Consider the following 22,070-nt stretch of genomic DNA (forward strand, 5'->3'; position numbering starts at 1 on the left):
TTTTTCGAATAACGCCCGTGTAAGGAAGATATTGTTATCAGGACGAAAATACCGTGTATTGCATTTCGACTGGTTTGCTTTGAGAATCGACGCAATGAGAAAAAGTGCGTCCGCTATGTTCGGACGCATACGCCGCGAGGGCATCGGATCATGCGTTTACGCGTGAGTGCCGGCGTTCGCGGAAAACAAGCGCGCGGCACGGGACCAGCCGATCCAACCAGCCGCGCCTCATCTACGGGGTAGGCTCACATGCCGGTCATAACCGTCGTCCAGCGCACGCAGTCTTGCGCGCGCCATGGTTTCGCCAGACGCGCGTCGCCGCGCCACCTCCCCGCGCGGCCGCAAGCAGCCTTCCACCTAGGCAACGCACAGTTCGCGGCTTGCCAGACTCCGCCCTAAAGGAATTCCGCTATCCGCCGTTAACCCGTACGAGCTTATTCCGTCTTTCGACCCGCCATGCCTTTGCCAATCGTGATCGCCGATGATTCATTGCTTGCCCGCAAGGTGCTCACCAAGGCATTGCCGCCGGACTGGGACGTCGATGTGTCGTACGCGTCGAACGGGCGCGAAGCCGTCGCTCTGTATCGTCAAGGGAAAGCCTCGGTGATGTTCCTCGACCTGACCATGCCGGAAATGAACGGCTATCAGGTACTCGAGGCGCTGCAGCATGAGGATCTGAACACCTTCGTCATCGTCGTCTCGGCCGATATCCAGCCGATGGCCCAGGCGCGCGTACGCACGCTCGGCGCCGCGGCGTTCATCGCCAAGCCCGTGACGCCGGAGGCGGTACTGCCCATCCTCAAGGAGTACGGGTTGTATGTCTGAGCCAGTCCTCACCGAAGATCAGCGCGACGCGCTGCAAGAGGTCGCCAATCTGGCGATGGGTCAAGCCGCGACACGTCTCGCGCGGCTGCTCGATTCGTTTATCGAATTATCGGTGCCGCGCGTGAGGGTGGTGGCCGTCAGCGAGGCCGCGCAAGCGCTCCGGGAAATGACCGGTATTGAAGACCGGGTCAGCGCGGTCCGCCAGGGCTTTCGTTCCGACATCAAGGGCGAGGCGCTGGTGATTTGCCGCAGCGACAGCGTGGAGGACCTGTGCGCGCTGGTCAGCGACCCGTATTCGCGCTCCGCTTACGAAGCTGTGAGCCAGAAAGAACTGATGTTCGACGTGGCGAACGTGCTCACCGGCGCGTGCGTCTCGTGCATTCTCGACCAGCTCGGCCGCACGCCGGTGTTTTCCGCGCCCGGCCTGCTGGGCGACGCCTTGACGCTCGACGAAGTGTTTCAGCCCGGCGTGTTGCAATGGGAAGTCGCATTGCTCGTCGAAGTCAATTTCGCGCTGGAAGACCAGAGCTTCCGCGCGCATCTCGTGATGCTGATGGCGGAAGAGTCCATCCGTCATATGAGCGACGCGCTCGACGCGTTGTTGTCCAGCCTATGAGCGCGCCTACCGAGTCGTTGAGCGATCTGGTCGTCGAGCGGGTGGGTTTCGGCATCTTCGTGCTCGACCGCGACATGAACGTGTTGATGTGGAACCGCTTTATGCAGGACCACAGCGGTCTGGCCGCGGAGCAGGTGGTCGGCAAGTCGCTGTTCACGCAGTTTCCGGAACTGCCGCGAGTGTGGCTCTCGCGCAAGATCGAAAGTGTCTTTCAGCTGGGTAGCTTCGCGTTCAGTTCGTGGGAACAGCGGCCGTATCTGTTCAAGTTCGACCACGACCGGCCGATCACGGGCGGGGTCGACTACATGCAACAGGACGTCACGTTCATGCCGCTCACGCGCGATCGGGAGGTGGTGGCCGTTTGCGTAACCATCTCCGACGTGACCCATGTGAGCATCGTGCAACGAGAGCGCGAGGAGGCTGTCGCCAAGCTGCAGGAGTACGCCGACCGTGACGGACTGACCGGCATTGCCAACCGCCGCTTCTTCGAGGCGCGGCTGCTCGACGAATACACGCGCTGGCAGCGCTACGGCGGCGACATGTCGGTGCTGCTGTTCGATCTCGACCACTTCAAGAAGATCAACGACCAGTTCGGTCACGGCGTCGGCGATACCGTTTTGCGCGTGATGGCGCAGCGCGTTGCCGGGGTCGTGCGGGCGCAGGACACGTTCGGGCGTTTCGGCGGCGAAGAATTCGCGTTGCTGCTGCCGTGCACGCCGCTGGAGGACGCCATGCGCGTCGCCGAAAAAATCCGCCGCACGATTGCCGACACGCCGGTCGAGGTGCAGGGCACGAGCGTGCCCGTTACGGCGAGCGTGGGCGGCGCGGCCGCGCGTGCCGGCTCGCCCGCGTATGACGTGCTGATCAACGAGGCCGATGCCGCGCTTTACAGCGCGAAGCGGCAAGGCCGCAATCGCTGCGTCGCGCTGACGTAAATGGCGGCGATTGAGGTTCGCTCATAGCGCCCAGTTGCGCTAAAAAGCCGGTTATGCGCGCGGCATCACGCGCCGCACGTCGCACCGGGCTCGCCAGTCGCAGCGGGTTGTGTCGGTCATTGCTCTGTGGAAACTGCGTCGTCGGACAAACGTTGTTATACTTTTCGCCGTTTCCGGCATCCCAGCCGTGTGTTTCGCGCGTGTCCGCGCGCGCGGGCCGCCCGCCCTGCGGCGAGGCATAAAAATTCCTGTACGCCTTTCAGCGGGCGCCCTCCTGCGGAGATCGTCTTGGCTGTATCCAATCTTGTCGTGGACGATACTGAAATCGACGCCGCTGCCGCCACGTCCGGCAGTTCGTTTTATCTCGCAATGCGCATCCTGCCGGCCGCGCAGCGCGACGCGATGTATCAGGTCTACGCTTTCTGCCGCGCTGTCGACGATATCGCCGACAGCGGCATGCCGCGCGCCGACCGCGCCGCGGCGCTCGAGCGCTGGCGCGCCGACATCGACGCGTGCTATACCGGCTCGCCGCGCGCCTCGTTGCGCGCGCTGACGCGGCACATCCACACGTTCCATCTGCAGCGCGAGGATTTTCACGCAATGATCGACGGCATGGCGATGGATGCGGCCGCCGACATCTGCGCCCCCGACGAGGCCACGCTCGACCTGTACTGCGACCGGGTCGCGAGTGCGGCGGGCCGTCTATCGGTGAGGATATTCGGGATGCAGGAGGAGCCAGGCCGTTTGCTGGCGCACCATCTCGGCCGCGCGCTTCAGCTGACGAACATTCTGCGCGACATCGACGAAGACGCGGGTATCAACCGTTGCTATCTGCCGCATGAGTTGCTGGCCCGAGAAGGCATCGCGGTGAAGAATCCCTCGCAGATCGCCGACGATCCGTCGCTGCCGCGCGTCTGCGCAACGCTCGCCGAACGCGCGAAAGAGCATTTCGCCGCGTCCGACGCGATCATGGACCGCGAGCCGCGCACTCAGGTGCGCGCACCGCGCATCATGTCGGGCGTGTACCGCTTGCTGCTGGAACGCACACTCGAACGCGGCTTCGACATTCCGCGCACGAAGGTCAGCAAGCCGAAACTGCGCATGCTGTGGATCGTCGCGCGTTACGCGCTCTTCTGAGCCGATGCCGAGACTCGTACATGTGGTCGGCGCGGGCCTCGCCGGCCTGGCCGCCGCAGTGCAGTTGCAGCGGCGCGGCGCGCGAGTCGTGCTTCACGAAGCGGCGCAACAGGCGGGCGGCCGGTGCCGTTCGTACTACGACGCCAAGCTGGGCGCAACGATCGACAGCGGCAATCACCTGATGATGTCGGGCAACGCGGCGACGCTGAATTACGCGCGTGCTATCGGTGCCGTGGACGAACTGACGGGACCGGCTTTGCCGGAGTTCCCGTTCGTCGACCTCGCCACTCACGCGCGCTGGACCGTGCGCCTGTCGTCCGGACGGCTGCCCTGGTGGATCTTCGATCAGAACGCGCGTGTACCGAACACCGGCCCGAGCGACTATCTGAGTCTCGTGCCGCTGCTTTTCGCTAAGCCCGGTCGCACCGTCGCGCAAACCATGCGCAGCAATGGCCCGCTGTGGGACCGCCTGCTCGCGCCGTTGTTTCGCGCAATGCTCAACGCGGAGCCGCGCGACGCGTCGGCGGCGCTGACTGGGGCAATGGTGCGCGAGACGTTGATGGCGGGCGGCCTCGCGTGCCGGCCGCTCATCGCGCGGAACGGTTTGAGCAGCGCTTTCGTCGATCCGGCGTTGCGATTGTTGCAGCATGGCGGCGCGACGATCGAGATTGGCTCGCGGCTCGAAAAAATGCGGTTTGCGGCGAACGGCAGCCGCGTAGAGGCGCTCGATTTCGCCGAACAGAGCGTCGCGATGGACGTCAACCAGGCTGTGATTCTGGCCGTGCCGCCGGACGTCGCGCAGACGCTGGTCCCTGGCCTGCGGGCGCCAGCCCGCTTTGCCGCGACGCTCAGCGCGTATTTCGCCGTGGAACCGCCGTTCGGCTTGCCGCCCGTCACCGGTCTCCTGAACGGCACCGCGCAATGGCTGTTCGCGTCCGACGGACGTCTGTCCGCAACGGTTTATGGCGTCGGGAATGTTGTCGACACGCCGCGCGAAGAACTGGCGGCGCGCTTGTGGGCCGAGGTGGCTCAGGCGGCCAATCTGCCCGCCGCGCCCATGCCGGCTTGGCAGATCGTCGTCGACGAACGGGCGACTTTTGCCGCGTCGCCGGAACAGGAAACGCTGCGTCCCGGCACGCGCACTCGCTGGAATAATCTGATGCTCGCGGGGGACTGGACGGCTACCGGCCTGCCCGCGACGATTGAAGGCGCGATCCGCTCAGGCCAGAAGGCCGCGGATACGCTGCTGAATCAACCGATGGAACGCCGATGAACGATTTATCTCAAGCCCACATGCTGGGTGCCGTCATGCCCGAATTCGCCGACGAAGCGCGAAGCGCGCCTTCCGTTGCGAGCGATGCGGCCCACGCGTCTACCGCGTCTGCAGAATCTGCGGGTTTCGCCGCTTCGCTCGACACCTCGATCACGCGCGCAACCGAGGCGATCCTCGCCGCACAAAAGCCCGACGGCCACTGGGTCTACGAACTGGAAGCGGATGCGACGATTCCCGCCGAATACGTGCTGCTGGTCCATTACCTTGGCGAAACGCCGAACGTGGAGCTGGAACAGAAAATCGCGCGCTATTTGCGCCGCATCCAGCTGGCCGACGGCGGCTGGCCGCTCTTCACCGACGGCGCGCTCGACGTCAGCGCGAGCGTGAAAGCGTACTTCGCGCTGAAGATGATCGGCGACCCCGTCGACGCGGAGCACATGGTCCGCGCGCGCGAGGCAATTCTCGCGCACGGCGGCGCGGAGGCGGTGAACGTCTTCACGCGGATCCTGCTGGCCTTGTTCGGCGTGGTGTCGTGGCGCGCGGTGCCTATGATGCCCGTGGAAATCACGCTGCTGCCCATGTGGTTTCCGTTCCATCTGTCGAAGGTGTCGTACTGGGCCCGGACCGTAATCGTGCCGCTGCTCGTGCTAAATGCGAAGCGGCCGCTCGCGCGCAATCCGCGCCGCGTGCGCATCGACGAATTGTTCCGCGGCGCGCCCGTGAACACCGGCATGCCGCAGCGGGCGCCGCATCAACATGTCGGCTGGTTCCGCTTTTTCCGGGTCGTGGATACGGTGCTGCGCGCGGTCGACGGTCTGTTTCCGAAAGCGACGCGCGAGCGAGCGGTCCGCGAGGCAGTGGCCTTTGTCGATCAGCGGCTGAACGGGGAAGACGGCCTGGGCGCGATTTTCCCGGCCATGGCCAATTCGGTGATGATGTACGACGTGCTCGGTTATCCGGCCGACCATCCGAACCGCGCAATTGCGCGTCAGTCGATCGAAAAGCTGCTCGTTATCAAGGATGACGAAGCATATTGCCAGCCCTGTTTGTCGCCGGTGTGGGACACGTCGCTTGCCGCGCACGCGTTGCTCGAAACGGGCGAAGCGCGTGCCGAGCAGGCAGCAGAACGCGGCCTTGCATGGCTGCGTCCGCTGCAGATTCTCGACGTGCGCGGCGACTGGATTTCGCGCCGGCCGAACGTGCGGCCGGGTGGCTGGGCCTTCCAGTACAACAACGCGTATTACCCGGACGTCGACGATACAGCGGTGGTCGCGATGGCCATGCATCGCTCGGCCGCGCTGACGCAGTCGAGTGTCGATCGCGAGGCGATTGCGCGCGCGCGGGAATGGGTCGTCGGCATGCAGAGCAGCGACGGCGGCTGGGGCGCGTTCGAGCCTGAAAACACGCAGTATTACCTGAACAACATTCCGTTCTCCGATCACGGCGCGCTGCTCGATCCGCCGACGGCAGACGTGTCGGGTCGCTGCCTGTCGATGCTCGCGCAACTCGGCGAGTTGCCGCAAAACAGCGAACCGGCGCAGCGTGCGCTCGACTACATGCTGAAGGAACAGGAGCCCGATGGCAGCTGGTACGGCCGGTGGGGTTTGAACTACATCTACGGGACGTGGACCGCGTTGTGTTCGCTGAACGCGGCCGGCATTTCGCACGACGACCCGCGCATCAAACGCGCCGCACAGTGGCTGCTGTCGATCCAGAACGACGACGGCGGTTGGGGCGAAGCCGGCGAGAGCTACAAGCTCGACTACCACGGTTACGAACGCGCGCCGAGCACGGCTTCGCAAACCGCATGGGCGTTGATGGGCCTGATGGCGGCGGGCGAAGTGAATCACGAGGCGGTTGCGCGCGGCATCGACTATTTGCAGCGTGAACAACGCGCGCACGGCTTGTGGGACGAAACGCGTTTCACCGCCACCGGTTTCCCGCGCGTGTTTTATCTGCGCTATCACGGCTATCGCAAGTTCTTCCCGCTGTGGGCGCTGGCGCGTTTCCGTCACCTGAAGCGCAACGGGCTCACGCGCGTTGCCGTCGGGATGTAACGGATGCTTCGCCCAACAGCGCCGTCCGCCGATGCCGACGGCAACAGCTTGCCGGTCATCGTCGTAACGGGCATGGCCTTCGAAGCGCGGATTGCGCGGGGCCAAGGCGTCGAAGTGGTCTATGCGGCGCGCGCCGATCTGCTGGAACGCGCGCTGAACGCGGCGGTCGCGCGCGGTTGCTCGGGGATCGTCAGCTTCGGTACGGCGGGCGGCCTCTCGCCGGATTTACAGCCGGGGGCGCTCATTGTTGCCGACGCCGTCGAAGGTCCGTTTGGCCGCATTCCCACCGATCCGGCCTGGACGAACAGGCTTGCCGCCGCGCTGGCGACCGGACCGCTCGCGTCACGCCTGCGGCGCGGTTCAATGGCCGCGGTAGCGGCGCCGCTCATGTCCGCCGACGACAAGCGTGCGCTGCATCGCTCGACGGGTGCATTGGCTGTGGACATGGAATCGCATCTGGCTGGCGCAATGGCCGCCGCCCGCGGGCTGCCGTTCGCCGTGTGCCGTGCGATTGTGGATCCTGCGTGGCGTACGTTGCCGTCGGCAGCGACCGCGGGGTTGCGCGATGACGGAAGCACTGCGCTTGCGCCGATCCTGCGTGAGCTGATGCGGCAACCGTCACAGATCGGCGCGCTCATTCAGGTGGCGATCGATGCGCGTGCGGCGCGTGTTTCCCTGGTGCAGGCCCGGCAAGCGCTGGGTGCGGCTGAGGCCTTGCTGAAGTTGGCCTAGCGGTTCAGCAGCGTCGACGCACGCCCTGGGCGTGCGTACGCCGATCCTATTGTGCAGCCGGCGCTGAAGCCGGTTGCTGATTACCAGCAGGTGCAGACGTGGTCGGGACAGCCGTGCCCGTACTGGGCGCTGAAGCCGCACCTGGGGCTGTCGCCGGCGTCGCGGTTGTGCCCGACTTAGCCCCTGTCGTTTCACTCGCAGGTACCGAGCCCGCCGCGCCGCTTGCCGGCGCGGGCGACTCACCCGGATCCGTGTAATTCGGCACGCCCGCCGGTGCGCCCGTAGCGGCAGCAGACGCCGCGTCCGGCGTGTCGGCCGTATCGCCCGGGTCTGCGTAGTTCGGAAGCGTCGCCGGTGCGCCGGCCGCGGCGCCCTTCGCTGGAGTCGTCGCAGCGCCCGAGTCGTCCTGATCCTCGTATTCCGGCAGCGGCGCGGCATTGTCGCCGGTGCCGCGCAGACGCGCCCGCCGTTGCTGCGTATAGGCGTCCCGCACGAACGAGTATTTATCCAGCGCCGCTTGCTGCAGAAGATCCGTCGCACCCAGCAGGTCCGAGCGAACGCTCACGAACTGCAGCACGTACAGCGGATTGCGCACCGCCGGCTCCATGTAGTTCAAGGGATTGAACTTCACGTCCACCACCAGCCCCATGCTGTCTCGCACGGTACTCGGCCCGAAAAGCGGCAAGACCAGATAAGGTCCCGATGGGATGCCCCAGTGTCCAAGCGTCAGGCCGAAATCCTGATGATGCTTGGGCAGGCCGGCCGGCGTCGCCCAATCGAGCAGGCCGCCGAGACCGAACGTGGAGTTGAACGCGAAACGGACGAGGTCCTCGGTCGCGTCAGTGATCTTCAACTGCAGCAGCGCATTCGCGGCGTTGGTCAAGTCACCCAGGTTCGAAAAGAAGTTGCTGACGGCCGTGCGCAACGGCTGCGGCGTCACCTTCTGATAGCCCTTCGCGACGGGCACCGCGACATAGCGGTCGAGGCCGTCGTTGAAATTGAACACCGCCCGGTTCATCGGCTCGAACGGGTCGCCGGGCTTGCGGTCGGGACCGGTTGCGCAGCCGGTTATGAGGCCGGTGGCAGCAAGCGCCAGCACGGTGGTACGCAGTTTCATGCTTATATTCCTTTGTGCTTCGCGCGACGTGGGCGCGGCTTGCCCATCAGCACGGGTTGGAAAACCACTGCACCAATGAGCGTGCAAAACAGCGACAGCGCCAGCAAGCGGCCCATGCTGGACGTCCCCGGATGGTGCGATAGCCAGAGGCTGCCGAACGCCGTCGCCGTAGTCGCCGCGCTGAACAGCACCGCGTGCGTCAGGCTCGACTGCAACAGGCCGGTCTGCCCGTTGCGCCACGCCATCACGAAGTAAATCTTGAACGCCACGCCGACGCCGAGCATCAGCGGCAACGCAATGATATTCGCGAAGTTCAGCGGCATGCCGAACACCACGCACAACTCGAGCGTGACGAGCGCCGACACAAGCAGCGGAACCAGCGTGCGCAGCATGTCGCCAACGCGCCGCAGCGCGACCCACAGCAGGATCGCGATGGACAGCAGCGCCCAGCACGCGGCCTGCAAGAACGCCTTGATGATCGTATCGGCGGAATGAAGGATCGAGATCGGGCCGCCAATCGCGCCGGGCTCGGCCTTTTTGACAGCATGGGCGAAGCGGGCGAGCGTGGCGTCGTCGTTCGGATCGGCGCCCGGCTTCACCTTCGGCGCGATGTCGACGAGGGCGCGGCCGTCCTTCGACACCCAGCCCTTCGAAATTTCCTTCGGCAGATTGTCCCGCGTGATCTCGGTCGGCTGCAGCAGGTTCTCCAACTGCTTGAGCGCAATGCGCAAAGGCTCCGACATCGCGTGTTCCGCGCGGTCGCGCGTGGCGGAGTCGGCCGCGGCCAGCTTTTGCAGCGTGACCGACAGATGTTGCGCTTCGGCGGCGCCGGGGCCCGGATGATCTTCGGCGGCGAGAGAAAGTTGATTCGACGCGCGCTTGAGCGCGGCGACGCGCACGGCGTCCGTGGCCTGTGGCGCGGGTTGCTGTTGCAGCGCGGGCAGCAATTGCTGCGCGGCGCTTGCGATCAGCATCATCTTTTGTTGCTGCTGCGCGGGAACGAAGGTGTCCAGCGTGGTGACGCGGCCCACTTCGGGCAACGCGCGCAACCGCTCGGCCATGCGATCGGCGTCGGCAAGCGAGGGCGCGAGCACATGCACGTTGTTCACCGCGGCCTCGGGCGAATCCTTCAGCGACAGCAGCGTGGCCATCGACTCGGTATGCGGATCTTTCAGGTGCAGCGGATTGAAGTCGAAGTGCAGGCGCGTGAGCAATGGCGTTGCGCCGATCACGACGATCAGCGTGCCGATCAGCACGGGCTTGCGATGATGGGCAAGAAAGTCGTCGACGGGTGCGAGTTGCTTGAAGCCCGGCGACGCGGCCTCGCCCGGCGGGTTGAAGATCTTCAGCAACGCGGGCAGCAGTGTCATGTTGGTCAGATACGCGACGAACATGCCAACGCCGGCGATCTCACCCAACTCGGACACGCCGCGGTACGCGGTCGGCAGAAACGAGAAGAAGCTCAACGCGACCGCAACCGCGGCGAGCGTAAGCGGCACGCCGATACTGTGCGCGGTATGAGCGAGCGCGGCGGAAAGACGGTCGTCGCGATTACGTTCCTCGCGATACTTGACGCCGAACTGCACGCCGAAATCGACGCCCAGCCCGACGAACAGCACCATGAACGCAACCGAGATCATGTTCAGCGCGCCGACCATCATGAGGCCGAGCGCGGCGGTGATTGCGAGTCCAACGAACAGCGTGATGAAGACTGCGGCGATCATGCGTCCTGAGCGCAACGCGAGCCACAGAATGATCAGCACCACGACGAACGTGCCGATGCCGTTGAGCACCGCGCCGTCTTTGACTGACGCGAACTCTTCGTCCGCGAGCGGTTGTTCGCCGGTCAGACGGACGGTGGCGCCATAACGCGAGTCCAGATGCAGCGAGGCCGCCGTATCGCGAATGGCCTGCGACGCGGTTGCGCCCGGCTCTAGCGCGTCGTAGTTCACGACCGGCTGCACGACCACGAACGCACGCGCCGGATTGGTCGCCGCGCTTTTGTCGACGAACGCGCGCCACGAGAAAGCGGCGGGCTTGCCGGCCAGTACGAGGTCTAGCGTGTTGGCGCTTTGCGACAACAGGCGGCTCATGTCGGAGAGCTTCACCTGACCGATCTGCAGCGGCAGCAGCAGGCTCGTAGTGAGCGTGCCCGCCAGTCCCGTGAGGCTGGGGTCATGCGCGAGCGTGTTCACGAGCGGACGCGACTGCACGAGTTGCGACGTGGTCGACATGACCTCTTCGGTCGATGGGAAAAGCAGACCGTTATGTTCGAAGAACGGCCCGCCGGCGGGCTGCGAGACCGCGACGAATTCCTTCGGCTCGGCTTTGAGCGCCGCCGTCAGCGCATTCGCTGCGGCGTCGGCAAACTCGGGCGCGCGCGCCTCCACGACGACCAGCACCGTTTCGCCGCGATCAGGGAAGGCCTGGTCCATCGCGTGCTCGAGCGTGGACCATTCCTTGTCGGTTTCGATCAGGCGGCTGATGTCGGTGTTGATCTTGAAGTGATGCGCGACATAGATCCCGCTCAACACGGCGAGCACGATCGACAGTGCGATGATCCGCAACGGATGGCGCACCGAATAGGCGACGAGGCGAACAATAGATGACTTCAGCATGTAGGCGAACTTGGCCTTATCACGGGTAGCATTTTGACGAAAGTGCACAAGTATACAGAGCCGGAGCAATCCGGATCGTATTCGGCAGCAATGCGCGTAGCAAAACCGGCTCCCGGCGCAACATGAAAGGGCGGGAACGCAATGTCGTTATACTGGTCTATCCAGCTTTCGCCCCGATCTTGCTGGTCGGCGGCGCACACTCTTTTCGGGTCTTGTCCAGCGTATGAAACGTTATCTGTCTGCTTTTCTGGCCGCAGCCGTAGTCTCAACGGCTGCCTATGCGCAAAGCTCGCCCGACGCGGTGGTAAAAAGTGCCGTCGAAGGTACGGTCTCCGCGATGAAGGCCGATCCGCAAGCGCGCGGCGGCGATATGGCCAAGATCACGCAACTGGTCGAGACGCGCTTCGTGCCGGCCACCGACTTCCAGCGCACCACCCGCATCGCGGTCGGCAAGGCATGGAGCACCGCCACGCCCGAGCAGCAGAAGCAGCTCTATGAGCAGTTCACGCTGCTTCTCGTGCACACCTACGCTGCGTCGCTTTCGCAGTTGCGCGACCAGGACGTCAAGTTCAAGTTTGCGCCGGCCAATGCACCGGGCGCCGCGAAAGACGTCGTGGTGCAGTCGCACGTGATCAGCAATGGCGGCGACGACGCGATCGACTACCGGCTCACCAAGGGCCCGTCGGGCTGGAAGATCTACGACATCAATATGATGGGCGCATGGCTGATTCAGGTGTACCAGACACAGTTCGCCGATCAGCTTTCCAAGGGCGGAGTCGACGGCCTGATCAAGTTCCTCACCGCGCATAACGCACGCAGCGGCGGGTAAGCTGGATCGGCAAGCCGACTGCCTGCGAGGTAGAAGCAGACCAACAAAAGAAAAAGCGCGGTGGCCTTAAAAGCCACCGCGCTTTTTTACGCGGGTTATGCGGCGCGATTCAGAGCGGCGCAGGGCCGCCCCGATTCGACGCTCAGTGCGCGGCCGTAGCCGTCTGCACCTTGCTGCCCTTGCCGGCCACCTTGATCTCTTCAAGCTTGATCTCGACGTGGCGCGAGAACACGTATTCAGCCGGGCGCTGCTTGTCCAGCGGGATGTCTTTGGTGAAAGCACCCGAAGTCTTCGGGCCGCGCAGGCTGACCTTCAATGCCTTCAGCGGATGCGCAACCGTATCCATCACGGCCGTGGCCTCAAAGCCGCAGTGGACCATACAGTCGGCGCACTTTTCGTAGTTGCCGGTGCCGTACTTGTCCCAGTCCGTGGTTTCCATCAATTCCTTGAAGGTCTTCACGTAACCTTCGCCGACCAGATAGCACGGCTTCTGCCAGCCGAACACCGTACGCGCCGGGTTGCCCCAAGGCGTGCATTCGTAGGTCTGATTGCCGGCGAGGAAGTCGAGGAACATGGCCGACTGGCTGAACGACCAGTTCTTGCCATTGTTGCCGCGCTTGAAGATTTCGCGGAACAGATGTTTGGTCTTGTCGCGATTCAGGAAGTGCTGCTGGTCCGGCGCACGCTCATAGGCATAACCCGGCGAAACGGTGATCCCGTCAACGCCCATCGGCCCGACCGTGTCGAAGAAAGCGGCAACGCGCTCCGGCACCGCGTCGTTAAACAGCGTGCAGTTGATGTTCACGCGGAAACCGCGGCGCTTCGCTTCCTTGATGGCGGCGACTGCCTTGTCGTACACGCCGTCTTGCGACACCGAATGGTCGTGCATCTGCTGATCACCATCCAGGTGAACCGACCAGACGAAGTACGGATTCGGCTCGTAGTCGTCCATCTTCTTTTCCATCAACAGCGCGTTCGTACACAGGTACACGAACTTCTTACGCGCGATGATGCCCTTCACGATCTGCGGCATTTCCTTGTGCAGGAGCGGCTCGCCGCCTGCAATCGACACCACCGGGGCGCCGCATTCGTCGACGGCGCCAAGGCATTCTTCCAGCGACAGACGCTGATTCAGGATGGGGTCCGGATAGTCGATCTTGCCGCAGCCATTGCAGGCGAGATTGCAGCGGAACAGCGGCTCCAGCATCAGGGCGAGCGGGTAGCGTTTGTTGCCGGAGAGGTGCTGACGCATGATGTATGCGCCGACCCGGACTTTCTGTAGCAGCGGAATAGACAAGACGTCCTCCTTAAACTTCGCGTGCGGCGAGTGGTTGCATCAGCTTCGATGGCAACTTGAATTCAACCTTCTCTTCACGGCCCGCCATCGTCGTGACATCGACGGGCCCCATTGCGCTTAGCGCATCGATTACGTTTCTGACCATTTCTTCCGGCGCCGAAGCGCCGGCCGTGATGCCGATGGTCTGCGCATTCGCAAACCATTCCGGCTTCACTTCTGAACCGTCGGCGACGAGATAGCTTGCCACGCCGCTTTCGCTGCCAATTTCCCTCAGCCGGTTCGAGTTCGAGCTGTTTGTTGCGCCCACCACCAGCAGCACGTCCACCTGCTTGCTCAACTCGCGCACCGCGGCCTGGCGATTTTGCGTCGCATAGCAGATGTCGCGCGTGTCGGGGCCGACGATGTCGGTGAAGCGGCGCTGCAAGGCGTCGATAATGCCACGGGTGTCGTCTACCGACAGCGTGGTCTGCGTGACGTACGCGAGGGGCGTGTCGATCGGCAGCTGCAGATGCTCGACTTCGGCTTCGCTCTGCACCAGCAGCACCTTGCCCGGGATCTGGCCGATCGTGCCTTCCACTTCCGGATGCCCGGCGTGGCCGATCAGGATCAGCGTGCGCCCCGCGCTCACATATTGACGTCCCTGCACGTGCACCTTGGTGACGAGCGGGCACGTTGCGTCGAGCACGTCGAGACCGCGGGCTTCCGCGTCGCGCTCAACCGTTTGAGCGACGCCGTGCGCGCTGAAGATCGCCACGGCGCCTTGCGGCACTTCATCGAGTTCTTCGACGAAACGCGCGCCTTTCTGGCGCAGATTATCGACCACGTGACGATTGTGGACAATTTCGTGGCGTACGTAGACAGGCGCGCCGTGCTGCTGCAGCGCCCGATCGACGATCTCGATCGCACGAACAACGCCCGCACAAAAGCCGCGGGGTTGGGCAAGGATGACTCGCATAAGTTGGCGGACTCCGACTGACGCGGGTTTCGAGCAAGTCGGAAATTCTGACTTTATCGCCGCGACCATCTAATTAGTTGACGTCTTGAGCCCCGGCGACGTGCCGGTACAGCAAAACCAAACGCGCATTCTAACGCTATCACGCCAGCTTTGCTTTGCCGGGGCCGCTACAGTGTTGGGCGCACGCGGCACATGCCTTAGCTTTACCAAAACCCATGCGGCAAAAATTGCACGCTGCACCGCTCTGGCGGAACCCTTAAACTACGTCGTCCTGTGAAGCGCTCGCGCCTCGCAATACAAAATGGTCGACGCTTGCTGCAAATTCGAGGGTAACGCTTAATGGGGTTGATGGCGGTGATTCTGTTTTTCCTTTCCTGTTTGTCCTTGCTGATCTGGATCGTGCTGCTGTTCGCCCGAGGCGGCTTCTGGCGCGCGCGTCCCGCCGCGCCGCTTACGCCCGAAGCGCGTAGCGCATGGCCCGGCGTGGCCGCCGTGGTGCCGGCCCGCAATGAAGTCGATGTCATTGCACAGGCCGTTACGACGCTGCTTCAGCAGGATTATCCCGGCGAATTTCACGTGATCGTGGTCGACGACCACAGCACCGACGGCACGGCCGACGCTGCCCGCGCAGCCGCACTGCAGCTGCAATGCCCAGACCGTTTGACCGTGCTGAGCGCGAAGCCGCTGCCGCCGGGGTGGTCCGGCAAGGTGTGGGCGCAGTCGCAAGGCATCGAAGCGGTGCGCACGCTCGGCTTGCCGGCCGACTTTTTGTTGCTGACAGACGCCGATATCGGTCATCCCGCGGAGGCCGTCACGCAACTCGTGGTCCGTGCTGACGTTGAGAAGCGCGATCTCGTCTCGCTGATGGTGCGCCTGCGCTGCGACTCGTTCTGGGAGAAAGCGCTTATTCCGGCCTTCGTTTTCTTCTTCGCGAAGCTGTATCCGTTCTCGTGGGTCAACAATCCGCGCAATCGCACGGCGGCCGCGGCGGGCGGCTGCATGCTCGTGCGTCGTAGCGCCCTGGAGGAAGCCGGTGGCATTGAATCGATCCGGGCCGAGCTGATCGACGATTGCAGCCTCGCGGCGCGCATCAAGCATCGCGGCACCGGGCGCCACCCAATCCGGCTCGACGTGGCGGCGCGAAGCGTGTCGTTGCGCCCTTACGATAGCTGGCGCGACATCTGGAACATGATTGCGCGCACCGCGTTTACGCAGTTGCATTATTCGCCGCTGCTGCTGGCGGGCACGCTTGCCGGCATGACGATCATCTATCTGATGCCGCCGGTCGCCGCCATCGTGCTCGGACCAACGGGCTGGCCCGCCTGGCTCGCGTGGGCGGCCATGTGCTGCGCGTATGCGCCCATGCTGAGCTATTATCGTCGCTCGCCGCTATGGGCGCCGTTTCTGCCGCTTATCGCGCTGTTTTACGTGGGGGCGACGTTTGCATCGGCGGTGCGCTACTGGCGTGGCAAGGGCGGGCAGTGGAAGGCGCGGGTTCAGGCGCCCATGCAGTAACGTTGACTCGAGGCAGTAACAAAAAAGCGGCGCATTGCGCCGCTTTTCTTTTAGCCCTTTGTAAGCAGCATATAGAGTTGAATCACCATGTCCGGTGAGAACGTGAACGGCACCCAGCCGTGACCGGTATGGCGCATTACCAGCAAACGGTCGCCGTTCGACTGCTTCTGCACGGCCATGACCGGATTTTTCGTCGACACGAAACGCCAGCCCGGCGGGATGCCCGGAGGAGGTTCGGGTGTCATCGAGGCGCGCGCGTTCGACAGTTCCTCGATGAGCTGGCCGATCTGCTCCGCGCGCAATGCGACGGTCTGGCCGCCGATGGTCATGGTGATTTCGTTCTGCGCCGGACGGTTGATTTCCAGCGTGGGCGGAGCCGGGGGCGCAGCGGTTTGCGCGCCGGCTTCGCTGACCGCGGCGTCGGCCTCGGCTTGGGCTCGAACTTCGACCGTTTCCGATTCGACGTCCGGCACGGCATGTTCAGCCGGCGCGTGCTGCGCGTCAGCCTGGTTGCGTGTCTCGGGGATGCTTTGGGCCTGCGGGGCCACGACAGCCTGAATGAGCTGATCGACGCCCACTTCGAGCGCGCCGAGCTGTTCGTGAAGGTTCATGCGAGATTTCTCTGGTAAGACCCGCGATTTTAACTGCTGCGCGTAGGCTTTATCTTCCGCAAATACAGCGACGTTGTAACAAAATGCTCGCGCTACGGCTTGAGATAGCCCGCATGCCGGAACCAGTCGAGCGCATCGCTCAGGCCCTCGCGATACGGACGCGCCCGGTAGCCCAGTTCGCGTTCCGCCTTGGCCGAACTGAAGTACATCTTGTTCTTCGACATGTTCAATCCATCAACGGTGACGAACGGTTCGCGCTTCGTGAATTTCGCCACCGCTTCCGCACCCATCGCGAGCGGGTAAAGCGGCCAGCGCGGCAAGCTGATGGTGGGGGCCTTGCGGCCGGTGAGTGCCGCGATGTCCGCAAGCATCTGTTGAAGCGGCAGATTTTCGCCGCCGAGAATGTAGCGTTCGCCGATCTTGCCGCGCTCCAGCGCCAGAAAGTGTCCGGCCGCGACGTCGTCCACGTGCACGAGGTTTAGCCCTGTGTCGACGAAAGCGGGAATCTTGCCGAGCGCCGCTTCCACGATGATGCGCCCGGTCGGCGTCGGCTTGACGTCGCGCGGGCCGATAGGTGTGGACGGGTTGACGATCACCGCCGGCAGGCCGTCTTCGGCGATCATGCGTTCCACTGCGCGCTCGGCCAGCACCTTGCTGCGCTTGTAGACGCCGATCGCCTGATCGGCCTTGAGCGGCGATGTTTCGTCGGCTGAATTGCCTGCGCTCGTCACCTTGAGCGTGGCCACGCTGCTCGTGTACACGATGCGCTCGACGCCTTCTTTCAGCGCCGCGCGCATGGTCGCCTCCGTGCCCTCCAGATTCGAGCGTTCGATTTCGCTCGGGTCCGGCGCCCACAGCCGGTAATCGGCGGCGACGTGCAGCAGATAGCGCACGCCGCGCAGCGCGTTGCGCATGGACGCTTCGTCGCGCATATCGCCGACGAAGATTTCCGCGTCGAGGGACTCGAGGTTCTGACGCGGGCTGGTGGCGCGCACCAGTACACGCACCTTGAAACCCTTCTGTTGCGCGATGCGCGCCACCGACGAGCCGACAAAGCCGGATGCGCCGGTCACGAGCACGAGATCGCCATTCTGTTCGGTCATTCTGTTTCCGTTCCCTGCGTGACAGTCGGGGGATTGTACGTGGCGAGCGAGGGCCGCGTCGCCGACGCGGCTATTCCAACCCGCGTTCTGCAAGCAGGCTCGCCGCGACGCGACTAGAATGCCCGCTTGAAAGATTGCGAGGAGAGAACGGCATGTCCCCAGATCTGGATGAGCGGATCGAAACGTATTACGTGCGCGTGCGCGGCACCGTGCAGGGCGTCGGCTTTCGTCACGCGACCGTGCGGCAGGCGCACGCGTTGGGCATCAAGGGATGGGTTGCGAATCTCGACGACGGTTCGGTCGAAGCGATGTTGCAGGGCACGGCGAATCAGGTCGACCGGATGCTGTCGTGGCTGCGGCACGGGCCGCCGGCCGCGCGCGTGACCGAGGTAGCCGGCGAAGAGCGCGTGACCGAGAAACGCTACGAGCGTTTCGAACAGCATTGAACGGCGCGTAGCCACATCGGCGGGTTGAGAGCCCGCCGCCCCTTTAGTCGTTCGGCGCTATCGCGCCACCAACAGGCTTTCGGCAAATCCCCACTCGTTTTCCAGCCACTGATGGCTGCACACGAATCCCGCATCGTCGGCGATCGCGGGCATTTCGTCGGCGCGATACTTGTGGCTGCTCTCGGTCCAGATCGTTTCGCCTGCCTTGAGCGATACCGTCAGGTTCGCGGCGGCGATATGCGCGGTAACGTCACGCGTTGCACGCAAGTGCATCTCGACACTGCGCGCGTCCGGATTGAAACGCGCGACGTGCTCGAATGCGTCGAGCGGAAAATCGCCGCCGAGTTCGCGATTGATCCGCGCGAGCAGGTTCAGGTTGAACGACGCCGTGACGCCGATTGCGTCGTCGTAAGCGGCGATCAGCGTGGGCGTGGGCTTGATGAGGTCGGTGCCGAGCAGCAGCGCGTCGCCGGGCGCCAGCATGTTGCGAATGTCGCGCAGAAAGCGCGTCGCGGCCAGTCTGCCGAAATTGCCGATCGTACTGCCGAGAAAGAGTACGAGTAAGCGTTCGTCGGCTGCGCGCTTTTTGCTGACTTCGGCGAGCCCCGCCAGATAATCGCGCTCGTAGCCGACAATAGAAATCCTTTCGATGTCGCCTAATTCGCGCCTGCACAACTGCAACGCGGTGCGCGAAATTTCAATCGGGCAGTATGAAGTGGGGCGCTTTTTACACAGCGCTTCGAGAATGCGGCGCGTTTTGCGGCCGCTGCCGCTGCCGAGTTCGGCGACGGTTACGTCGTGCGGAAGATGCTCGACGATGTCCACCGCGTGCTTCGCCAGCAGCCGCTCCTCAGCGCGTGTCACGCCGTATTCGGGGAGTACGGTGATTACTTCGAATAATGCGGAACCGACTTCGTCGTACAGATACTTCGAGGGCAACTCTTTCTGCGGCGCATGCGTGAGGCCGCTGCGGACGTCGGCGGCGAACGCGGAACGTTGATCGGGTGATGCGTCGTGCGAGAGGGCTGGCTGGGTCATGCTGGCTCCAGTAGTCACATGCGATGAGCGGGATGGTTGGCCGGAGACGGCACGCGGGATCGAAACGATTGGTGCGTGCCGCGGAGGAAGCGGGCCGCCATGCGGCCGGGCTCGTTGATGTCGCAAACGCTGATTGCTAACGTTGGTTGCAAACGCTGCAGCAGAAGCGGGAAGCAAGATTCGCGCTTGATCGACGGAGTTGCTTGTCGAACGCGCACAGCTGACTCCCGCGCGCGTGAAGTTATGTTCTAGTTCATCGACGCGCGTTCTGCACGGATTAATTGCTGCCACAAGAATGAAAGCGACGCGAAGTGTGTCCGTGCCACGTCGATAATCCGGCTAGAATGCCCGGCTTGCATCGCCGGATAAAACTACAAGGAGCGGCGCGCGACACGCGCTGCGGCTCAGGACCTTCACTTCCAATGACAACGAGAATCGCGGTGCGCCGCCATGTTGCGCCACGTGCGCATGCGTTCGCGCCGCAAGGCGAAGCTCCCGCACAGCGGGGCGCACGATGAATCAGTATTCGCCGAAACGCGGCATTGCCTTATCGGTTAGCGCCTGTGCGATGTTCGCTCTGCTGTCGGCTTACGCGACGCTGCTCGCACCGCTCACCGGCCTCGATATTTTCGCGTGGCGTATCGTCTGGACCGTGCCGGGCGCACTGCTGCTGGTTGCGTCGCGCAAGCGCATGCCAATCCTGCGGCAACTTCTTTACCGGATGATGACTCAGCCCGCGCTCGGCGCCGCGATGCTCGCCGCCGCCGCGTTGCTCGGCGCGCAATTGTGGGTGTTCCTGTGGGCGCCGTTGCATGGCCGCATGCTTGAAGTATCGCTCGGCTATTTCCTGTTGCCGCTCGTGATGGTACTGGTCGGGCGCTTTTACTATCACGAGCGCCTCGACGGTTTGCAGTGGGCAGCCGTGATATGCGCGGCTGTGGGCGTGGGTCATGAACTGTCGGTGACGGGCGCTTTCTCGTGGCCGACGTTGCTCGTGGCGCTCGGTTATCCGCCGTACTTCGTGTTGCGGCGCAAAATCAAACAGGATTCGCTCGCGCTATTCACCGTCGAGATGATCTTGCTACTACCTGTCGCAGTGGCAATGATTGTGACCGGCGGGTCGCTCGCGCTGATCTCCGGACGCCTCGACATGTGGCTTCTGCTGCTGCCGGGGCTGGGCGCGTTGAGCACGCTCGCGCTGGCTTCGTATCTGACCGCGAGCCGCTTATTGCCCGTCGCGTTGTTCGGCATTCTCGGTTATGTCGAGCCGGTATTGCTCGTGCTGGTGTCGATCACGTTGCTCGGCGAAACGTTGAGTGCTGCGCAGTTGGCCACGTACATCCCGATCTGGATCGCGGTCGTGCTGACAGCGTTGCACAGCATGCGGATCGTGCGCTTTGCGTGAGACTTAAGCGCCTGCGACGACCGTGCTGCTTTACGCTCACTTGTGCGTTCACTTGTGCGCCGCCGCGCGCTGATCTTTCGTCGGCGAAGGCCCCAACTGGCTTTCTATCGCTTCACGAAGCGCAGGCCGCCAGCCGGTGTAGAACAATGCTTCGGCCAGCACGAACAGCGGTCCGATCAGAAGACCGATTACGTCATCGACAAAAGCCGGCTTATGGTGCTCGTAGGCAATGTGGCCGACGAACTGAAACACCCAGCCGACCGCGAAGAGGCCGACGCCAGTTGCCAGCCAGACCGGCGTGGACTGCGTCGCGATCCATTGGCCGAACACGATGCAAAGCGCGGACACGGCTGTCATCAGCAAACCCAAAGGGACGTCGAGCACCAGGTAATAGAGCGTGGCCGCCGAGAACAACAGCCCTGCGGGCGATAGGATCAACGGCGGCGCGGTTAGCGCGAAAACCGGACGGCTCAACAGCACTGCCAATGCAAGCACGATCATCGGGATGCCGATGAAATGCGTGGCGATATTGCGCCGGTCGCGATGGTAAGCCGCATACTGCGTAAGCTGTTGCGTCAGCGTTCTCATGGATGCCGCTCCTTCGTCAAAGTCAGCATAATCGCGGCGATTGGAATCTCAAACCATCGGGTAGCCGACAATCGGTATAAGCGCGATTCAATGACCGCAAATATTCCTCGTACTCAGCTTGCCACGCTGCTGTCGAACAGTGCATGGTTCCGCTCGGCACCGGCGTCTCTGCAGACGCAATTGATCGACGCGGGCCGGATCGAGCGCCTTGCCACCGGTCAGCGTCTGTTCACGCGTGGCGATGCAGACGACGGCATCTATTGCGTGCTTGGCGGCGTGGTGCGAATCGGCGCAGCGAGTGAGAGCGGAAAGGAAGCATTGCTTGCTGTTATCGAACCGGTGAACTGGTTCGGCGAGATCGCGCTGTTTGACAATCGTCCGCGAACGCACGACGCGTATGCCGAACGCGACACCGAACTGTTTCATGTGACGCGCGCGGCACTCGTCGGATTGCTTGAACGTACGCCGGCCCATTGGCACACCTTCGGCTTGCTGCTCACGCAGAAACTGCGTCTTGCCTTCGATGCAATAGAGGAAGCCGCGTTGCTGCCGGCAGCGCAACGCGTAGCGCGACGCCTGTTGCTGATGGCAGGTGGATATGGCGAGGGGGAAACCATGCGGCGTGTCATCAACGTGCCACAGGAAGATCTCGCGATGATGCTCGCACTGTCGCGGCAGACCATCAACCAGGTGCTCAAGCAGTTTGAAACGCAGGGCGCGGTCAAGCTTGGTTATGCGGAAATCCAGATAGTCGACAAAGGCCGACTTCACGAGCTTGCGCAGTTGGGCCTAGATACACGTTGACGGCTTGAGAGCACCATTGCCGCAGATTTCCTCTGCTACGACAACGCGAAAGCTTGCGCAAAAAAAAGGCGAGTCATACGACTCGCCCTCCCTGAACGGCATTGCCCGGCTTCGATTAATAGCTTGATTCTTCTAATGCCTGGTTGGCCGGTGCGTGCCGGAACCGTGC

20 protein-coding genes are annotated in these 22,070 nt (G+C 63.4%); 12 read left to right on the forward strand and 8 right to left on the reverse strand.

Translation table 11 applies throughout. The features are described from left to right. Positions 1-456: 456 nt before the first annotated feature. The 7 genes from H281_RS0118570 to H281_RS0118600 all read left to right on the forward strand — a co-directional run bounded on the left by H281_RS0118570 (position 457) and on the right by H281_RS0118600 (position 7,575). Complete coding sequence (locus tag H281_RS0118570) at positions 457-825, forward strand: response regulator (RefSeq protein WP_020068653.1); 369 nt, start codon at positions 457-459, stop codon at positions 823-825. Beyond that, the gene (locus H281_RS0118575; RefSeq protein ID WP_020068654.1) at positions 818-1,441 is read left to right on the forward strand and encodes a chemotaxis protein CheC; all 624 of its coding nucleotides are present in this window, start codon (positions 818-820) and stop codon (positions 1,439-1,441) included. The genes H281_RS0118570 and H281_RS0118575 overlap by 8 nt, the downstream gene beginning before the upstream one ends. Continuing rightward, positions 1,438-2,376, forward strand: a complete 939-nt coding sequence (locus tag H281_RS0118580) for a GGDEF domain-containing protein (protein ID WP_020068655.1) — start codon at positions 1,438-1,440, stop codon at positions 2,374-2,376. Before H281_RS0118575 ends, H281_RS0118580 begins: the two co-directional genes overlap by 4 nt. Before the next feature lie 288 nt (positions 2,377-2,664). Continuing rightward, positions 2,665-3,513 (forward strand): presqualene diphosphate synthase HpnD, encoded by an 849-nt coding sequence (gene hpnD, locus H281_RS0118585; RefSeq protein WP_020068656.1) that lies wholly within the window; start codon positions 2,665-2,667, stop codon positions 3,511-3,513. A gap of 4 nt (positions 3,514-3,517) precedes the next feature. Beyond that, positions 3,518-4,786, forward strand: coding sequence for a hydroxysqualene dehydroxylase HpnE (gene hpnE / locus H281_RS0118590; RefSeq protein WP_020068657.1), 1,269 nt, complete (start codon positions 3,518-3,520; stop codon positions 4,784-4,786). Next, positions 4,783-6,843, forward strand: a complete 2,061-nt coding sequence (shc, locus tag H281_RS0118595) for a squalene--hopene cyclase (RefSeq protein WP_027804740.1) — start codon at positions 4,783-4,785, stop codon at positions 6,841-6,843. Before hpnE ends, shc begins: the two co-directional genes overlap by 4 nt. Before the next feature lie 3 nt (positions 6,844-6,846). Beyond that, complete coding sequence (locus H281_RS0118600; RefSeq protein ID WP_020068659.1) at positions 6,847-7,575, forward strand: phosphorylase; 729 nt, start codon at positions 6,847-6,849, stop codon at positions 7,573-7,575. A 46-nt stretch (positions 7,576-7,621) separates the two neighbouring features. Here H281_RS0118600 and H281_RS0118605 read toward each other — a convergent pair whose 3' ends face one another. Then, positions 7,622-8,692 carry an MlaA family lipoprotein gene (locus H281_RS0118605; RefSeq protein ID WP_020068660.1) on the reverse strand — a complete coding sequence of 357 codons (1,071 nt, stop codon included), beginning with the start codon at positions 8,690-8,692 and terminating at the stop codon, positions 7,622-7,624. 2 nt (positions 8,693-8,694) lie between these two features. Then, positions 8,695-11,310, reverse strand: coding sequence for a hopanoid transporter HpnN (gene hpnN / locus H281_RS0118610; protein ID WP_020068661.1), 2,616 nt, complete (start codon positions 11,308-11,310; stop codon positions 8,695-8,697). Between the two features lie 223 nt (positions 11,311-11,533). On the opposite strand from hpnN, the gene H281_RS0118615 reads away from it, so the two are divergent. Continuing rightward, a complete protein-coding gene (locus H281_RS0118615) occupies positions 11,534-12,139 on the forward strand; it encodes an MlaC/ttg2D family ABC transporter substrate-binding protein (protein ID WP_020068662.1) in 606 nt (201 codons plus the stop codon). 142 nt (positions 12,140-12,281) lie between these two features. Here the strand turns inward: H281_RS0118615 and hpnH are convergent, their stop codons facing one another. After that, positions 12,282-13,436 (reverse strand): adenosyl-hopene transferase HpnH, encoded by a 1,155-nt coding sequence (gene hpnH / locus H281_RS0118620; RefSeq protein ID WP_020068663.1) that lies wholly within the window; start codon positions 13,434-13,436, stop codon positions 12,282-12,284. Positions 13,437-13,446: 10 nt separating this feature from the next. Beyond that, on the reverse strand, positions 13,447-14,391 hold the full coding sequence (gene ispH / locus H281_RS0118625; RefSeq protein ID WP_027804741.1) for a 4-hydroxy-3-methylbut-2-enyl diphosphate reductase: 945 nt from the start codon (positions 14,389-14,391) through the stop codon (positions 13,447-13,449). A gap of 348 nt (positions 14,392-14,739) precedes the next feature. On the opposite strand from ispH, the gene H281_RS0118630 reads away from it, so the two are divergent. Continuing rightward, a complete protein-coding gene (locus tag H281_RS0118630; RefSeq protein ID WP_020068666.1) occupies positions 14,740-15,906 on the forward strand; it encodes a glycosyltransferase in 1,167 nt (388 codons plus the stop codon). A 50-nt stretch (positions 15,907-15,956) separates the two neighbouring features. Here H281_RS0118630 and H281_RS0118635 read toward each other — a convergent pair whose 3' ends face one another. Together H281_RS0118635 and hpnA are read right to left on the reverse strand one after the other, a co-directional pair. Continuing rightward, the gene (locus H281_RS0118635; RefSeq protein ID WP_020068667.1) at positions 15,957-16,517 is read right to left on the reverse strand and encodes a hypothetical protein; all 561 of its coding nucleotides are present in this window, start codon (positions 16,515-16,517) and stop codon (positions 15,957-15,959) included. Positions 16,518-16,609: 92 nt separating this feature from the next. Next, positions 16,610-17,620: a hopanoid-associated sugar epimerase gene (hpnA, locus tag H281_RS0118640; RefSeq protein WP_020068668.1), complete on the reverse strand. Its 1,011-nt coding sequence runs from the start codon at positions 17,618-17,620 to the stop codon at positions 16,610-16,612. Between the two features lie 152 nt (positions 17,621-17,772). Between hpnA and H281_RS0118645 the strand changes: the two genes are divergently transcribed. Beyond that, entirely contained in the window at positions 17,773-18,066 is a 294-nt protein-coding gene (locus tag H281_RS0118645; protein ID WP_020068669.1) for an acylphosphatase, read from the forward strand. Positions 18,067-18,123: 57 nt separating this feature from the next. Here the strand turns inward: H281_RS0118645 and egtD are convergent, their stop codons facing one another. Next, positions 18,124-19,104 carry an L-histidine N(alpha)-methyltransferase gene (gene egtD, locus H281_RS0118650; RefSeq protein WP_020068670.1) on the reverse strand — a complete coding sequence of 327 codons (981 nt, stop codon included), beginning with the start codon at positions 19,102-19,104 and terminating at the stop codon, positions 18,124-18,126. 514 nt (positions 19,105-19,618) lie between these two features. Between egtD and rarD the strand changes: the two genes are divergently transcribed. Further along, entirely contained in the window at positions 19,619-20,509 is an 891-nt protein-coding gene (rarD, locus tag H281_RS0118655) for an EamA family transporter RarD (RefSeq protein ID WP_020068671.1), read from the forward strand. Between the two features lie 48 nt (positions 20,510-20,557). Here the strand turns inward: rarD and H281_RS0118660 are convergent, their stop codons facing one another. Continuing rightward, positions 20,558-21,097 (reverse strand): Mpo1 family 2-hydroxy fatty acid dioxygenase, encoded by a 540-nt coding sequence (locus tag H281_RS0118660; protein WP_020068672.1) that lies wholly within the window; start codon positions 21,095-21,097, stop codon positions 20,558-20,560. A gap of 90 nt (positions 21,098-21,187) precedes the next feature. Between H281_RS0118660 and H281_RS0118665 the strand changes: the two genes are divergently transcribed. Then, a complete protein-coding gene (locus H281_RS0118665) occupies positions 21,188-21,901 on the forward strand; it encodes a Crp/Fnr family transcriptional regulator (RefSeq protein ID WP_020068673.1) in 714 nt (237 codons plus the stop codon). The last annotated feature ends 169 nt before the right edge of the window (positions 21,902-22,070 follow it).

The sequence above is a fragment of the Paraburkholderia caledonica genome (genome assembly GCF_000383275.1).
Classification (GTDB): domain Bacteria; phylum Pseudomonadota; class Gammaproteobacteria; order Burkholderiales; family Burkholderiaceae; genus Paraburkholderia; species Paraburkholderia caledonica.

What these genes read in the sequence shown, in the direction of transcription:
- H281_RS0118570 (WP_020068653.1), top strand. Translation starts at nt 457, where the DNA reads ATGCCTTTGCCAATCGTGATCGCCGATGATTCATTGCTTGCCCGCAAG.
- H281_RS0118575 (WP_020068654.1), top strand. Translation starts at nt 818, where the DNA reads ATGTCTGAGCCAGTCCTCACCGAAGATCAGCGCGACGCGCTGCAAGAG.
- H281_RS0118580 (WP_020068655.1), top strand. Translation starts at nt 1,438, where the DNA reads ATGAGCGCGCCTACCGAGTCGTTGAGCGATCTGGTCGTCGAGCGGGTG.
- hpnE (WP_020068657.1), top strand. Translation starts at nt 3,518, where the DNA reads ATGCCGAGACTCGTACATGTGGTCGGCGCGGGCCTCGCCGGCCTGGCC.
- shc (WP_027804740.1), top strand. Translation starts at nt 4,783, where the DNA reads ATGAACGATTTATCTCAAGCCCACATGCTGGGTGCCGTCATGCCCGAA.
- H281_RS0118600 (WP_020068659.1), top strand. Translation starts at nt 6,847, where the DNA reads ATGCTTCGCCCAACAGCGCCGTCCGCCGATGCCGACGGCAACAGCTTG.
- H281_RS0118605 (WP_020068660.1), bottom strand. Translation starts at nt 8,692, where the DNA reads ATGAAACTGCGTACCACCGTGCTGGCGCTTGCTGCCACCGGCCTCATA.
- hpnN (WP_020068661.1), bottom strand. Translation starts at nt 11,310, where the DNA reads ATGCTGAAGTCATCTATTGTTCGCCTCGTCGCCTATTCGGTGCGCCAT.
- H281_RS0118615 (WP_020068662.1), top strand. Translation starts at nt 11,534, where the DNA reads ATGAAACGTTATCTGTCTGCTTTTCTGGCCGCAGCCGTAGTCTCAACG.
- ispH (WP_027804741.1), bottom strand. Translation starts at nt 14,391, where the DNA reads ATGCGAGTCATCCTTGCCCAACCCCGCGGCTTTTGTGCGGGCGTTGTT.
- H281_RS0118630 (WP_020068666.1), top strand. Translation starts at nt 14,740, where the DNA reads ATGGCGGTGATTCTGTTTTTCCTTTCCTGTTTGTCCTTGCTGATCTGG.
- H281_RS0118635 (WP_020068667.1), bottom strand. Translation starts at nt 16,517, where the DNA reads ATGAACCTTCACGAACAGCTCGGCGCGCTCGAAGTGGGCGTCGATCAG.
- hpnA (WP_020068668.1), bottom strand. Translation starts at nt 17,620, where the DNA reads ATGACCGAACAGAATGGCGATCTCGTGCTCGTGACCGGCGCATCCGGC.
- H281_RS0118645 (WP_020068669.1), top strand. Translation starts at nt 17,773, where the DNA reads ATGTCCCCAGATCTGGATGAGCGGATCGAAACGTATTACGTGCGCGTG.
- egtD (WP_020068670.1), bottom strand. Translation starts at nt 19,104, where the DNA reads ATGACCCAGCCAGCCCTCTCGCACGACGCATCACCCGATCAACGTTCC.
- rarD (WP_020068671.1), top strand. Translation starts at nt 19,619, where the DNA reads ATGAATCAGTATTCGCCGAAACGCGGCATTGCCTTATCGGTTAGCGCC.
- H281_RS0118660 (WP_020068672.1), bottom strand. Translation starts at nt 21,097, where the DNA reads ATGAGAACGCTGACGCAACAGCTTACGCAGTATGCGGCTTACCATCGC.
- H281_RS0118665 (WP_020068673.1), top strand. Translation starts at nt 21,188, where the DNA reads ATGACCGCAAATATTCCTCGTACTCAGCTTGCCACGCTGCTGTCGAAC.